Below are 13,454 nucleotides of genomic sequence, written 5' to 3'. Positions count from 1 at the left end.
CGGGGAAAACCAATGTCTGAAAATTTCGACGTGATCGTGATCGGCTCGGGGCCGGGCGGCTATGTTTGCGCCATTCGCGCGGCTCAGTTGGGCATGAAGGTCGCCTGCGTCGAAAAGCGGGCCACGCTGGGCGGCACCTGCCTGAATATCGGCTGCATCCCCTCCAAGGCGCTGCTGCAATCCTCGGAAAATTTCGAGCAGGCGGCGCATGAGATGAAGGATCACGGCATTCTCATCAGCGAGGTCAAGCTGGACCTGGCGCGGATGCAGGCGCGCAAGGGCGAGGTCGTCGGGGCCAACACCAAGGGTGTGGAATTCCTGTTCAAGAAGAACAAGATCACCTGGATCAAGGGGGCCGCGTCCTTCACCGGCGCCAACACGGTCGAGGTCGCGGGCCAGGCCTACAGCGCGAAATCCATTGTCATCGCCACAGGCAGCGACTCCGTGCCGCTGAAGGGCGTGGAAATCGACGAAAAGCGCATCGTCACCTCCACCGGCGCGCTGGAGCTGGACAAGGTGCCGGGCCACATGGTCGTCATCGGCGGCGGCGTGATCGGGCTGGAGCTGGGCAGCGTCTGGCGCCGCCTGGGTGCCGAGGTCACGGTGATCGAGTTCCTCGACCGCATCACCCCGGGCCTGGACAACGAGATTTCCACCGCCTTCCAGAAAGTGCTGGCCAAGCAGGGCTTCAAGTTCAAGCTCGGCCATAAGGTCACCGCCGCCAAGAGCTCCGACCAGGGCGTGACCCTGACCGTCGAGCCCGCCAAAGGCGGCGCGGTGGAGCAGATCAAGGCGGACATCGTGCTGCTGGCGATCGGCCGCTACGCCTATACCGAGGGGCTGAACCTCGCGGCGGCCGGCGTGGAAACCGACGAGCGCGGCCGGGTGAAGACAGACGCGCATTTCGCCACCAACGTGCCCGGCGTGTACGCGATCGGCGACGTGATCGCCGGGCCGATGCTGGCGCACAAGGCCGAGGATGAGGGCGTGGCGCTGGCCGAGCGCCTGGCCGGGCAGGCGGGGCATGTGAATTACGACGCGATCCCGAGCGTGGTTTACACGTGGCCGGAAGTGGCCGCGGTCGGCAAGACCGAGGAGGAGCTGAAGGCCGCCGGGGTCGCGTATGTGGTCGGCAAGTTCCCCTTCACCGCCAATGGCCGCGCCCGCGCGATGGGCGCCACCGACGGGTTCGTGAAAATCCTCGCCGAGAAGGGCACCGACCGGGTGCTCGGTGCGCATATTCTCGGCCCCGATGCCGGCACGCTGATCGCCGAACTGACCACGGCGATCGAATTCGGCGCCTCGGCCGAGGATGTGGGCCGCATCTGCCATGCGCATCCCACCTTGAGCGAAGCCGTGAAGGAAGCCGCTCTGGCGGCGGACGGGCGCGCGCTGCATATTTGACGCCATGAGTGAAGCGATCCGCCTCGGCGTTAACATCGACCATGTCGCGACCCTGCGCAACGCGCGCGGGGGCGTGCATCCCGACCCGCTGACCGTGGCCAAGGCCGCCGTGGCGGCGGGGGCGGACGGCATCACCATCCATCTGCGCGAGGACCGCCGGCATATAAGGGACGACGATGCCGAGCGCATCCGCGCCTGGAACGGCGCCCCGGTGAATCTGGAAATGGCCGCGACGGAGGAGATGGCAGAGATCGCCTGCCGGCTGAAGCCGCATGCGGTGTGCATCGTGCCGGAGCGGCGCGCCGAGGTCACCACCGAAGGCGGGCTGGACGTGGTGGGCCACCGCGCCACGCTCGCGCCCATCATCGCCCGGCTGAACGCGGCGGGCATCCGCGTCTCGCTGTTCATCGACCCGGACCCGGCGCAGGTGCGCGCGAGCGCCGAAATCGGGGCCGCGGTGGTCGAGCTGCACACCGGCGCCTACGCCAACGGCAAGCCGGGCGAGCTGGAGCATCTGGCGGCGGCCGCGCGGCTCACGGAAGAAGTCGGGCTGGAATGCCATGCCGGGCACGGGCTGACCTACGCCAATGTCGGCCCGATCGCCGCGCTGCCGCAGGTGCGCGAGCTGAATATCGGCCATTACCTGATCGGCGAGGCGCTGCTGACCGGTCTGCCGGCTTCGGTGCGGGAGATGCGGCGGCTGATGCTCGCGGCACGCAATAAGTAAGGAAGCAGCCGCTTTTTGAAAAAAGCGGCGCAAAAACTTCTTTTATGCCGGGCTTGAGGCTGTGTCGCTGACGAAGCCTCAGGCCCAGCGTAAATAAAGTTTTTTTGCTACTTTTTGTTCACAAAAAGTAGCGCTTCCTTTCTTCCTTCTTTACCCGAGCCGCCGCAGAATCGCCTGGCGCACATCCGCCGGCAAGTCCGCCAGCGCGGCATTGAGTTGCGCGCCGCGGCGGCGCAAGTCGTAGAGTTGGTCCATGAGCGACAGCACCACCGGCAGCGCCGCTTCTTCGATTTCCAGCTCGTGGCGCAGCTCGAAAATCAGCCGGATGCGGGCGACGTCGATCTCCTCGAACAGACGCGCGCCGGCGGCGCCCTCGGCGCGGACCAGGGACGCGCCGATCCAGCGCTCCAGCTCGCCCTCGTCGAGGCCGCGGATTTCCAGGCGCAGCCGCTCTAACGTGACCATCATTCTGCTCCTTCCATCCCGGCACGGGGGTCGAAGCCCGGTTGTGTCCATGTGCGCAGAAAGCTTTCGAGTTTTTCGTCCGTCGGGCCGATGACAACACGCAGCTTCACATAGAGGTCGCCGGCCGGGAGCTTGCCGTGGGCCGGCACGCCGCGGCCGCGCAGCCGCAACTCGGTGCCGCTGTCGGCGTGGGGCTTCAGCGTCATCGCCACCGGCCCGCGCGGGGTCGGCACGTTCACCTTGGCGCCCAGCACCGCCTCGCTCAGGCTGACCGGCAGGTCGAGGAAGATATCCTGGCCTTCGCGGCGGTAGAAACGGTGCGGCGTGACATGGATCTCGATCAGCGCGTCGCCGGCCGGGCCGCCCTGGCGGCCGGGCTCGCCGCGGCCGCGCAGGCGCAGCACATCGCCCTCCTGGGTGCCGGGCGGAATTTTCACGTCCAGCGTCTGGCCGTCGGGCAGGGTGAGGCGGCTGGTCGCGCCGTTCACCGTGTCGAGGAACGCGGCCTGCAGCACATAGCGCGCATCCTGCCCGCGTGCCGGCCCGCGGGCGCGTTGCTCGAAAATATTCGCGAACAGGTCCTCGAACCCCTCATCGGCGAAGCCGCCGCCGCCGAACCCTGCGCCGGCGCCGGCATGGGCGTAGCGCTCGCCGCGGCCGCTCTCGGCATAGTTGCGGTAGGTGCGCGGCGGCTCGCGTTCGGCGCCGGTGGCGTCGATTTCGCCGCGGTCGTACCGGGCGCGCTTTTCCGGGTCGGAGAGCAAGTCATTGGCGGCGGCGACTTTTTTGAAAGCCTCCTCCGCCGCCTTGTTGCCGGGGTTGAGGTCAGGATGATGCTTCTTTGCCAACTTGCGGTAAGCGGCGCGGATATCTTCGGCGCTGGCGGTTTTGTCGATACCCAGCGTCTTGTATGGATCGTCAGCCATGAGCCCCACATAATCTGCACGCAGCCCGGCAGCAGGTGCGTGGCGCTAACATAGGCGAGATGGCGTGCGTTAAAAAGGCATCCCCCGTTTTGCCGGCGGGAGGACATTTAAGGCGGAAAAGTGGCTTCCCAAATGGCCTTCCCTGCGTCACAATGACGTGTCCTTATTCGGACGCAGGAGAGTGCGGGCCATGCCCGCCGCCGAAGGCGCAACCGGCCCCCGGAACCGCTCAGGCAAAAAGGGCTGCGTCCGTAAGCGGGATACTCTGGAAAGCCGGCGGGTCTCCGCCGCACCGACGGGGTCAAGGGCGCTAGCCGCGCCCGAATCTCTCAGGTCCCAAAACAGAGGGGGGTCAGTTTGCACGGCACTTGGCCGGGCGCTGATCTATGGGGGAAACGTGCTGAAATCACCGTTGGATGGGCTGCATCGGCGTCTTGGGGCGCGGATGGTCGAGTTTGCCGGCTATGAGATGCCGCTGCAATATCAGGGCATCATTGCCGAACATAATGCCTGCCGGACAAAAGCGGCGTTGTTCGACGTCTCGCATATGGGCCAGGCGGAGATTTCCGACCCGGCTGCTCTCGAGGCGGTGGTGACGGGCGATATTCGCGGGCTGGCGCCGGGGCGCCAGCGTTACTCGCTGCTGATGAACGAAACAGGCGGCATCGTCGACGATCTGATGGTGGCCAATCTCGGCGACCGTTTCCAGCTCGTGCTTAATGCCAGCCGCAAGCATGACGATATTGCGCATCTGCGCGCCCATGGCGTGACGGTGACGCCGCATTTCGCGCGTGCGCTGCTGGCGCTGCAGGGGCCGGACGCGGCGTCGCTGCTCGCGGAAGCGGCGTCGCTGAAATTCATGGACGCCGCCGCCGTCACCATCGAGGACGTGAGCTGCGTCGTGACCCGCTCCGGCTATACCGGCGAAGACGGGTTCGAGCTCGGCTGCGCGGCGGAACAGGCCGAGGCGCTGGCGGAGATCTTGCTCCGCCGCGGGGCGGTGCCGGCGGGGCTGGGCGCGCGGGATTCGCTGAGGCTGGAGGCCGGCCTCTGCCTTTACGGCAACGATATCGGCGCGGATACCAACCCGATCGAAGCCAATCTCGCCTGGGCGATCTCCAAGCGGCGCAGGACCGATTGGGATTTTCTCGGCGCTGCCCCCGTGCGCGCGATGTTCGAGCAAGGCCCGGCGCGCAAGCTCGTCGGCATCAAGCTCAGCGGCCGCGCCCCGGCCCGCGCCGGCGCGGACATCCATGGCGCCGATGACCGGCCGATCGGCCGGGTCACGTCCGGCGGCTTCGCGCCCAGCCTGAACGCGCCGGTTGCTCTTGGTTATGTGCAATCCGATTTTGCCGCCCCGGGCACCGAACTCGCCCTCATCGTGCGCGGCCAGAAACTTCCCGGCACGGTCGCACCGTTGCCCTTCATTCCTCACCGTTACGTCCGCTGAAAGGGACTCGTCATGCCGCAGACATATTTTACCAAAGACCATGAATGGGTCCGCCTGGAGGCGGATGGCCTGGTCACCGTCGGCATCACCGATCACGCCCAGGAGGCGCTGGGTGACATCGTGTTCGTGGAACTGCCGGAGTCCGGGCGCTCCGTCGCCAAGGGCGAGGCCTGCGCGGTGGTGGAAAGCGTGAAGGCGGCGTCCGACGTGTATGCGCCGCTCACCGGCACGGTCGCCGAGCAGAATGCCGCGCTGACCGACGATCCGGCGCTGGTGAACAAGTCCGCAGAAGCGGAAGGCTGGTTCTTCCGCCTGCGCCTGGCGGACCCCGCCGCGGTGAGTACGCTGATGGATTTGGGCGCGTACAAAGAATATCTGGCGGGTCTCTGATGAATTGGCAGGATGAATTGACCCGCCTGGACGCCGCGGATGCGTTCGTCGCGCGCCATATCGGCCCGCGCGAGGCCGAGATCGCGGCGATGCTGCAGGAAGTGGGCGCGGTGAGCCTGGATGATCTGATCGCGCAGACCGTGCCGGAGACGATCCGCAGCAATGCCGCTTTGGCGCTGCCGCCGGCGATCGACGAGGCGGCGGTGCTGCGTGAGCTGCGCGGCTTTGCCGCCGAGAATGTGGTGAAACATTCGCTGATCGGCATGGGCTATCACGGCACCATCACCCCGCCGGTGGTCCTGCGCAACGTGCTGGAAAATCCCGGCTGGTACACCGCCTATACGCCCTATCAGGCGGAGATCGCGCAGGGGCGGCTGGAAGCGATCCTGAATTTCCAGACGGCGATTTGCGATCTTACCGGCATGGCGATCGCCAATGCGTCGCTGCTGGATGAGGCAACCGCGGCGGCCGAGGCGGTGGCCATGGCGCATGGGCTGCACCGGCAGAATTTGACGACCATCGCGGTGGCGCGCGATGTGCACCCGCAGACAAGAGCGGTGATTGCGACGCGCGCCTGGCCGATGGGGTGGCGCATCGTCGACGTGGCGCCGGGGGATGTCGCCGCCATCGCGGCCGCCGGCGCCTTCGCGCTGGTGCTGAACTATCCCGGCAGCACCGGCGCGGTGCGCGATTTGCGGCCCGAGATCGAAGCTGTGCAGGCGGCGGGTGGATTCGCGGTGGTGTGCGCCGATTTGCTGGCGCTGACCCTGCTCACCCCGCCCGGCGAGATGGGCGCGGACATGGTGGTGGGCTCGGCGCAGCGTTTCGGCGTGCCGATGGGTTTTGGCGGCCCGCATGCCGGCTATTTCGCCACCAAGGACGCGTATAAGCGGCAGATGCCGGGGCGGCTGGTCGGCGTGTCGGTGGATGCAGCCGGGCGGCCGGCCATGCGCCTGGCTTTGCAGACCCGCGAGCAGCATATCCGCCGCGAGAAAGCGACCTCCAATCTCTGCACGGCGCAGGTACTGCTCGCCGTCATCGCCGGTTTCTATGCCGTGTGGCATGGGCCGGAAGGGCTGAAGCGGATCGCCAGGCGCGTCAATCTGCTGGCGCGGCTGCTCGGCGATGCGGCGGTCCGCGCCGGGTTCAGGCTCCGCCATGACGCGTTTTTCGACACCATCGCCCTCGATGCCGGGGATGGCGCCGAGGCGCTGGTGCGCCGCGCCGCCGAAGCCGGGTTCAATGTCCGGCGCATCGACGCGAGCGGGGTCGGCATCGCCCTGGATGAGACGGTGACGCGCGAGGATTTTGCCAAACTGCTCGGCGTGTTAGGCGCCGAACCCGTTGCGGCTTGTGAGTCGATTCCGGAATCGTTGCAGCGGCAGAGCGCGTTCTGCGACGCTTCCGTGTTCACTACGCATCATTCCGAGACGGCGATGCTGCGTTATTTGAAAAAGCTCGAGGACAAGGACATCGCGCTCAATCGCTCGATGATTCCGCTCGGCTCCTGCACGATGAAGCTCAACGCCAGCGCCGAGATGGCGGCGATCACCTGGCCGGAATTCGCCGACATCCATCCGTTCGCGCCCGATGACCAGACCGTGGGCTTCCGCAAGCTCATTGCCCGGCTGGCGGAATTCCTGCAGGCGGTGACCGGCTTTGCCGGCGTGTCGCTGCAGCCCAATTCCGGCGCGCAAGGCGAATATGCCGGCCTGTTGGCGATCCGCGCCTATCATGAGGCGCGTGGCGAAGGGGACCGGAATATCTGCCTGATCCCGTCTTCGGCGCATGGCACGAATCCCGCCTCCGCCGCCATGGCGGGCTACAAGGTGGTGGTGGTTGCCTGCGACAAGCTGGGCAATGTCGAACTCGCGGATCTTCGCGATAAGATTGCCACGCACGGACACAACATCGCCGCGCTGATGATCACCTATCCCAGCACCCATGGCGTGTTCGAAACGGAAATCCGCGATATCTGCCGCGCTGTGCATGAGGTGGGCGGCCAGGTTTACATGGATGGCGCCAACATGAACGCGCAGGTGGGGTTGACCTCGCCGGCCGCGATCGGCGCGGATGTGTGCCATCTCAACCTGCACAAGACGTTCTGCATTCCGCATGGCGGCGGTGGGCCGGGCGTGGGGCCGATCGGCGTGGCGGCGCATCTGCTGCCGCATCTGCCGAATCATCCGCTCTGCGTCGCGGCGGGGCCGGCCACCGGCTTCGGCCCAGTCGCGGCGGCGCCGTTCGGTTCGGCGCTGATCCTGCCGATCCCCTACGCCTATATCCGCATGATGGGGCCGGACGGCATCACCCGTGCGACGAAGGTGGCAATTCTCAACGCCAACTACGTGGCAGCAAGGCTCGGGCCCCACTACCCGATCCTGTATCGCGGCGCGCAGGGAAGGGTGGCGCATGAATGCATCATCGACTGCCGCGGTTTCGCCGCGACCACCGGCGTGCAGGTGGAGGACATCGCCAAGCGCCTCGCCGATTATGGGTTCCATGCGCCGACCATGTCGTGGCCAGTGGCGGGGACGCTGATGATCGAACCGACCGAAAGCGAGGACCGTGCCGAGATCGATCGGTTCTGCGACGCGATGATCAGCATTGCCGGCGAGATCGGCAAAATCGCCGATCAGAGCTGGAGCCAGAGCGACAACCCGCTGAAGAACGCGCCGCATACCGCTGCCGAGCTGATGGGTGAGTGGAGCCATGCTTATAGCCGCGCCGAGGCGGCTTTCGCGTTGCCGTTCGTGGCAGCGGCGAAATACTGGCCGCCGGTCAAACGCGTCGACAATGTGTATGGCGACCGCAATCTGATGTGCTCGTGCGCGCCGCTCGAAGCCTATGCCGAGGCAGCGGAATGATGGCACAAAAAAGGCATAAAACCCCTAGAAAAATCAGTGCTGTAAATTTCACAATTGGGGACAAAAAAAACACTTGCCATATGGGGGGGATGGCCTCATAAGCCGGCCCTTCTGGCCCAGGGGGGCACGATGCGGTGTCGTGTCCCGAAAGGCTGTCTACTAGTTGAGGGGGTTCGAAAATGAACGCACTTGCCCGACTGGGGATGGTCTCGGAGACTCCGAGCGAAAACCAGACGATCACGACGGTCTCCGTGGAGCCGGCTAAAGATTATTTCGTGGAACGCGATGGCATGAAGTTCGCCGGCATGCATCTGCTCATCGACCTGTGGGGCGCGTCCAATCTCGACGACCCGCGGCTGATCGACGAGACGCTCTGCGCCGGAGCGGTGGAGGCGGGGGCGACGATCCTGCACAGCCATTTCCATCATTTCTCGCCGAATGGCGGCGTTAGCGGCGTGGTGGTGCTGGCGGAGAGCCATATTTCGATCCACACGTGGCCGGAGCGCAATTTCGCGGCGCTCGATGTTTTCATGTGCGGTTCCTGCGACCCGTACAAGGTGATTCCGTTCCTGAAGGAAGCCTTCGGAGCCAGCCACATCCAGGTTAGCGAACAGAAGCGCGGCCTGATCGCCTGAAATGTCATGCGGCCGGGCATTGCGCCGGCCGCACCCGAAAGCTTAGAGCGATATGGCTTGAAATCGAATTGCGGCGCGGTTCGATTGAGCCATGCCATCGCTCGCAGGAAAAAGGCTGGAGAATGATTGACCTAAAATCATCATGCTCCAACGAACGGGGAAAGCAATGACCGATACCTGGTTGAACGAGACGCTGTACCCGGATTGGGGGCAGCGTTTCCGTTTCACGCGGCAACTGGCGCGGGTGCAAAGCCCGTTCCAGGACATCGCCATTTTCGACACTGACAGCCATGGCCGCGTGATGACGCTGGACGGCGTGGTGCAGATCACCGAGCGCGACGAGTTCGTGTATCAGGAGATGCTGACCCACGTGCCGCTGCTGGCGCATGGCGCGGCGCAGAACGTGCTGATCATCGGCGCCGGCGACGGCGGCGTGCTCAAGCATGTTTTGATGCATCAAAATGTGGCGCGCGCGGTGATGGTGGAGATCGACGGCGCGGTCATCGATCTCGCCAAAAACTTCCTGCCCGGCATCGGCGGCGCGGCCTGGACCGACCCGCGCGCGACGGTCATTGTCGGTGACGGCATCGATTACGTGGCGCAGGCGCCGGACAACGCGTTCGACGTGATCATCGTCGACTCAACCGACCCGATCGGCGTCGGCGAGGTGCTGTTCACCGACGCATTCTACCGCGATGCGGCGCGCATTCTCACTGCCCGCGGCATCATCGTGAATCAATGCGGCGTGCCGTTCATGCAGGCCGACGAATTGCACGAGACGTCACGGCGCCGCGCGCAGTTCTTTCCTTACGTTAGCGCCTATGTGGCGGCGGTTCCGACTTATGTCGGCGGCTATATGGCGCTGGGCTGGGCGGGCAAGGAAGATTCGGCGACGCGCCTGCCGGCCGAGGAGATTGCGCGGCGCGCGGCGGCGGCGGGGATTGAAGGCAAGAGCCAATATTGGTCGCCGGAAGTGCATGTCGCGTCGTTCGCGCTGCCGCCTTATATCGCTCGGCATTTGCCCTAAGGAAGAAAGCAGGCGCTTTTTGAAAAAAGCGCCGCAAAAATTTTTGTTTATGCTGGGCCTGGAGCGCTGAAACCAGCACGGGCCCAAAGTTAATAAAGTTTTTTTGCTACTTTTTGTTCACAAAAAGTAGTGCTTTCTTTTGTATCATTCTTCCAGCTCCTCAAAATCCTCGTCGTCCTCGGACACCCGGCATGAGCAGCTGAAGCATGTTCCGAGATAATTGAACTGCCCGAAGCCCGTCGGCTCCAGCTGGCTGCCGCATTGCACGCAGCCCGGATCGGGGCGGACCGAGGTCTGCGGCGGCAGGGACGGGACCCAGTTGAAGCGTTTTTTCCCGGCGTCGAAGAAACTCATCTCACAGCTCCCTGATGGCGGTTTCGGACGCCAAAGCCGGCAAGACCTCGTAATGTTTGCGCGGATCGGCGCGGCGTTCGTTCCGGGTGAGGTGGGACGGCATGAAAAGCGAGGCTCCGTTCCGCCGGGGGCGGGGTTGGCTGTAACGATGAGTAAACGACACCACGGCGATTAGGCGCTTATTGTGTCAAGAATTGGGCCGCTTCCGGTCCGGACCCGGGACGATGAAAATTTGACGACAGACTGTCACGCCGGCGCCTCTGTCTTGATCCGTTGCGGCGGCGGGCGCAGACCACGATGATGAAGCAGGCATATATCAATCGCATCGGGACGGCTGTACCGCCCCATGACATCCACGCCGCCTATCGTGATTTCATGGCCCAGGGGCTGGACGAGCGGCCGCGCGCCGTGTTCGAGCGCATGGCCGACCGTGCCGCCATTGTGCATCGCTACTCGGTGCTGGCGAAAGAAGGCATGGTCGAGGCCGATGAGGCGCGGGAAGGGTTTTACCGCCGTGGCGCCTACCCCGGGACGGCGACGCGCATGAGCGTCTATGCCGTGCACGCGCCGGAACTGGCTATGCAGGCCATCGAAGCTTTGGGCCGGCCAATTCGGGATGTGACGCATCTCGTTCTCGCGTCCTGCACGGGCTTCATCGCCCCTGGCCTGGACCAGGTTTTGGCGCAACGGCTCGGGCTGCGGCCGGATTTGCAGCGGCTGCTGGTCGGCTTCATGGGCTGTTGCGCAGCGGTTCCGGCCCTGCGCGCGGCGCAGGCGATCGTGCTGGCCGACCCGGCGGCGCGGGTGCTGGTGGTGAATGTCGAGCTGTGCACGCTCCATTTGCAGGAGACCAAGGATCTGGAAGCCGCGCTCTCCTTCCTGCTGTTCGGTGATGGTGCGGCGGCGGCCTTGGTGACGGCGGAACCGGAGGGGGTGCGCCTGGGCGATTTCGCGAGCATGGCGATTCCCGAGACCAGCGGCCATATCACCTGGCATATTGGCGATCAGGGGTTTCTTATGCATCTCTCCGGCAAGGTGCCGGGGGCGATTTCTCACGCTTTACGCGAATCGCCGCATGCCGTGCTGCGGGAAGACACGGTGCGGGACATCGATTTATGGGCCGTGCATGGCGGCGGCCGCACGGTGCTCGACGCGGTGCAGGCAGGCCTGGACCTGCCGGCGGCGGCGCTGGCGCCGTCGCGCGCGGTGCTCGCCGCGCATGGCAACATGTCGTCGGCCACGGTGATGTTCGTGTTGGCCGGCATGATGCAGAGCGCGGCGCCGGGGCAGCGCGGCCTGGCCATGGCGTTCGGTCCGGGCATGGTCGCGGAGACGTTCCGCTTCACGGGGGTGTGATGGATTTTTCCGTCCGCGCCGTGCTGGACGAGGCGATGGATGAGCCGGGGCTGGACGAGGCGGTGTATCGGCGCTGCCTGGCCGATCTGGCGATGGTGAACCGGGTGACGTTCACGCACCGTCCGACCTTGCGCTGGCTCGACAAGGTCACGAAATCCTGGCCGCGCGGGGCGCCGCTTACGGTGCTGGATGTCGCTTACGGGCAGGGCGACCTGCTGCGGGCGATCGCCGCCTGGGCGGCGCGGCGCGGCTTCGTGGCCGAATTGTCCGGCATCGACATGAACCCGCGCGCCGCCGCAGCCGCGCGCGCGGCGGGGGGGCGGAATATCGATTACCGTACCGGCGACGTGTTTGAAGCGGTGCTGCCGCAGCGGCCGGATTTCATCGTCACGTCGCAATTCACCCATCATCTGGCCGACGCCGACATTCTCCGCCTGATGGCCTGGATGGAAGCGCAGGCGCAACGCGGCTGGCATATCGCCGACCTGCACCGCCACAAGGCGGCCTATCTTTTATACCCGCTGCTTGCCCGGCTGATGCGCTGGCACCCGATCGTGCGGCTTGACGGGCAGGTTTCCATCGCCCGCTCCTTCACCCGCGGCGATTGGGAGCGGCTGCTGGCGGCGGCCAAACTTGCCGCCGAGATCCATTGGCATTGGCTGTTCCGCTACGCGGTGAGCCGCCTGAAATGACGGCGCGCCCCGAGATTTTGGTGGCGGGCGGCGGGCTGGCCGGGGCGGCGGCCGCCCTGGCGCTGGCCCGGGCCGGGCGCGAGGTGCTGCTGCTGGAGCGCGAGGCGGCGGCGAAAGACAAAGTGTGCGGCGAGTTCCTGAGCGGCGAGGGCGTGGCGGCTCTGGCGCGGCTGGGCGTGGACGTCATGGCGCTGGGCGGCCAGGTGATCGACCATATCCGCCTGCTGCGGGGGCGGCGCGCGGTGCGGGCGGCCTTGCCGTTCCGCGCGGTCGGTCTTTCCCGCCTGGTTCTGGACGAGGCGGTGCTGGCGCTGGCGGCCGAGACGGGGGCGGAGATCAGGCGCGGCTGCGCCATCCGCCGCATCGATGCCGGCATCGTGGAAAGTGCGGCGGAAAATTTCGCCCCCGGGACCTTGCTGCTGGCCACCGGAAAGCATGAGACGCGGGGGCTGGAGCGGCCGGCGCCGCCGGGCACGCTGGTCGGTTTCAAGACGCATTTTCGCTTAGCACCAGCCGCACACGCCGCGCTTTCGGCGCATGTGGAACTCGTTTTGTTTCCCGGCGGGTATGCCGGGCTGTTGCCGGTCGAGGGCGGGCGCGCGAATTTCTCCCTGGTCATCGAGGTCGATATCTTGCGGCGCCTGGGCGGCTGGCCGGAGGTTCTTGGCCATGTACAGGAAAGTTGCCCGCATCTGGCCGCGCGGCTCAGCGGCGCCGTGCCATTGCGTGCCGCTCCGCTGTCCGTCGCGCGCATGCCTTACGGTTTCGTGCACCGCCCCGCGCCGGACGATCTTGCGAACTGCTATCGGCTGGGCGACCAGGCGGCGGTGATCCCTTCCTTCACCGGCGACGGCACGGCGATCGCCTTGCATAGCGCCGCGCTGGCGGCGCGCTGCATTGCCTCCGGGGAGGGCGCGGCGCTCTATCATCGCCGCCTAGGGGCGCAGGTCGGCGCGCAGATCCGCCGCGCCGGGTGGCTGTATCGCGCGCTTTCCCTGCCGGTTCTTGGGGCGTTTAGTTTTTCTGTCGTCGAAACGGTTCCCGCGTGCCTCGGCTTCTTCGCCGCGCGAACGAGGCTGCAACACGCCGACTGACACGAATCTATCACACTTCGCGTCGCGGACTTGCTGTATCGGCCCATGCGAAAGACGGAGAACCATA

General features: G+C 65.8%; 13 protein-coding genes and 1 riboswitch. Of the genes, 10 read left to right on the top strand and 3 right to left on the bottom strand.

Translation table 11 applies throughout. The features are described from left to right. Nucleotides 1–12 precede the first annotated feature (12 nt). Together lpdA and VNC39_RS14875 are read left to right on the top strand one after the other, a co-directional pair. Nucleotides 13–1,404, top strand: a complete 1,392-nt coding sequence (gene lpdA / locus VNC39_RS14880) for a dihydrolipoyl dehydrogenase (RefSeq protein WP_325400435.1) — start codon at nucleotides 13–15, stop codon at nucleotides 1,402–1,404. A 4-nt stretch (nucleotides 1,405–1,408) separates the two neighbouring features. Next, on the top strand, nucleotides 1,409–2,131 hold the full coding sequence (locus VNC39_RS14875) for a pyridoxine 5'-phosphate synthase (RefSeq protein WP_325400434.1): 723 nt from the start codon (nucleotides 1,409–1,411) through the stop codon (nucleotides 2,129–2,131). A 150-nt stretch (nucleotides 2,132–2,281) separates the two neighbouring features. Here the strand turns inward: VNC39_RS14875 and VNC39_RS14870 are convergent, their stop codons facing one another. Continuing rightward, a complete protein-coding gene (locus tag VNC39_RS14870) occupies nucleotides 2,282–2,599 on the bottom strand; it encodes a hypothetical protein (protein WP_325400433.1) in 318 nt (105 codons plus the stop codon). After that, entirely contained in the window at nucleotides 2,596–3,522 is a 927-nt protein-coding gene (locus VNC39_RS14865; protein ID WP_325400432.1) for a J domain-containing protein, read from the bottom strand. The genes VNC39_RS14870 and VNC39_RS14865 overlap by 4 nt, the downstream gene beginning before the upstream one ends. Before the next feature lie 164 nt (nucleotides 3,523–3,686). Continuing rightward, nucleotides 3,687–3,778: riboswitch (glycine riboswitch) on the top strand. Between the two features lie 141 nt (nucleotides 3,779–3,919). Here VNC39_RS14865 and gcvT point away from each other — a divergent pair. From gcvT to speE, 5 genes are all read left to right on the top strand, one after another. After that, nucleotides 3,920–4,972, top strand: coding sequence for a glycine cleavage system aminomethyltransferase GcvT (gcvT, locus tag VNC39_RS14860; RefSeq protein ID WP_325400431.1), 1,053 nt, complete (start codon nucleotides 3,920–3,922; stop codon nucleotides 4,970–4,972). A gap of 12 nt (nucleotides 4,973–4,984) precedes the next feature. Continuing rightward, nucleotides 4,985–5,362: a glycine cleavage system protein GcvH gene (gene gcvH / locus VNC39_RS14855; protein WP_325400430.1), complete on the top strand. Its 378-nt coding sequence runs from the start codon at nucleotides 4,985–4,987 to the stop codon at nucleotides 5,360–5,362. Continuing rightward, a complete protein-coding gene (gene gcvP, locus VNC39_RS14850; RefSeq protein WP_325400429.1) occupies nucleotides 5,362–8,229 on the top strand; it encodes an aminomethyl-transferring glycine dehydrogenase in 2,868 nt (955 codons plus the stop codon). Before gcvH ends, gcvP begins: the two co-directional genes overlap by 1 nt. A gap of 179 nt (nucleotides 8,230–8,408) precedes the next feature. Continuing rightward, nucleotides 8,409–8,864 (top strand): adenosylmethionine decarboxylase, encoded by a 456-nt coding sequence (gene speD, locus VNC39_RS14845; RefSeq protein WP_325400428.1) that lies wholly within the window; start codon nucleotides 8,409–8,411, stop codon nucleotides 8,862–8,864. Between the two features lie 166 nt (nucleotides 8,865–9,030). After that, nucleotides 9,031–9,891, top strand: a complete 861-nt coding sequence (gene speE / locus VNC39_RS14840; RefSeq protein WP_325400427.1) for a polyamine aminopropyltransferase — start codon at nucleotides 9,031–9,033, stop codon at nucleotides 9,889–9,891. Between the two features lie 144 nt (nucleotides 9,892–10,035). Here the strand turns inward: speE and VNC39_RS14835 are convergent, their stop codons facing one another. Further along, a complete protein-coding gene (locus VNC39_RS14835; protein ID WP_325400426.1) occupies nucleotides 10,036–10,245 on the bottom strand; it encodes a hypothetical protein in 210 nt (69 codons plus the stop codon). 297 nt (nucleotides 10,246–10,542) lie between these two features. Between VNC39_RS14835 and VNC39_RS14830 the strand changes: the two genes are divergently transcribed. The 3 genes from VNC39_RS14830 to VNC39_RS14820 are packed head-to-tail and all read left to right on the top strand — an operon-like array spanning nucleotide 10,543 to nucleotide 13,387. Continuing rightward, on the top strand, nucleotides 10,543–11,601 hold the full coding sequence (locus VNC39_RS14830; RefSeq protein WP_325400425.1) for a type III polyketide synthase: 1,059 nt from the start codon (nucleotides 10,543–10,545) through the stop codon (nucleotides 11,599–11,601). Continuing rightward, entirely contained in the window at nucleotides 11,601–12,293 is a 693-nt protein-coding gene (locus VNC39_RS14825; RefSeq protein WP_325400424.1) for a methyltransferase domain-containing protein, read from the top strand. The genes VNC39_RS14830 and VNC39_RS14825 overlap by 1 nt, the downstream gene beginning before the upstream one ends. Then, nucleotides 12,290–13,387 carry an NAD(P)/FAD-dependent oxidoreductase gene (locus tag VNC39_RS14820; protein WP_325400423.1) on the top strand — a complete coding sequence of 366 codons (1,098 nt, stop codon included), beginning with the start codon at nucleotides 12,290–12,292 and terminating at the stop codon, nucleotides 13,385–13,387. The genes VNC39_RS14825 and VNC39_RS14820 overlap by 4 nt, the downstream gene beginning before the upstream one ends. The last annotated feature ends 67 nt before the right edge of the window (nucleotides 13,388–13,454 follow it).

The organism is Acidocella sp. (genome assembly GCF_035535915.1).
Classification (GTDB): Bacteria; Pseudomonadota; Alphaproteobacteria; order Acetobacterales; family Acetobacteraceae; genus Acidocella.
Note: the sequence above shows the minus strand (reverse complement) of the source record. Positions and strands in the feature narration are given on the sequence as shown.

Coding starts and splice junctions, on each gene's coding strand:
- lpdA (WP_325400435.1), top strand. CDS start 13: ATGTCTGAAAATTTCGACGTGATCGTGATCGGCTCGGGGCCGGGCGGC.
- VNC39_RS14875 (WP_325400434.1), top strand. CDS start 1,409: ATGAGTGAAGCGATCCGCCTCGGCGTTAACATCGACCATGTCGCGACC.
- VNC39_RS14870 (WP_325400433.1), bottom strand. CDS start 2,599: ATGATGGTCACGTTAGAGCGGCTGCGCCTGGAAATCCGCGGCCTCGAC.
- VNC39_RS14865 (WP_325400432.1), bottom strand. CDS start 3,522: ATGGCTGACGATCCATACAAGACGCTGGGTATCGACAAAACCGCCAGC.
- gcvH (WP_325400430.1), top strand. CDS start 4,985: ATGCCGCAGACATATTTTACCAAAGACCATGAATGGGTCCGCCTGGAG.
- gcvP (WP_325400429.1), top strand. CDS start 5,362: ATGAATTGGCAGGATGAATTGACCCGCCTGGACGCCGCGGATGCGTTC.
- speD (WP_325400428.1), top strand. CDS start 8,409: ATGAACGCACTTGCCCGACTGGGGATGGTCTCGGAGACTCCGAGCGAA.
- speE (WP_325400427.1), top strand. CDS start 9,031: ATGACCGATACCTGGTTGAACGAGACGCTGTACCCGGATTGGGGGCAG.
- VNC39_RS14835 (WP_325400426.1), bottom strand. CDS start 10,245: ATGAGTTTCTTCGACGCCGGGAAAAAACGCTTCAACTGGGTCCCGTCC.
- VNC39_RS14830 (WP_325400425.1), top strand. CDS start 10,543: ATGATGAAGCAGGCATATATCAATCGCATCGGGACGGCTGTACCGCCC.
- VNC39_RS14825 (WP_325400424.1), top strand. CDS start 11,601: ATGGATTTTTCCGTCCGCGCCGTGCTGGACGAGGCGATGGATGAGCCG.
- VNC39_RS14820 (WP_325400423.1), top strand. CDS start 12,290: ATGACGGCGCGCCCCGAGATTTTGGTGGCGGGCGGCGGGCTGGCCGGG.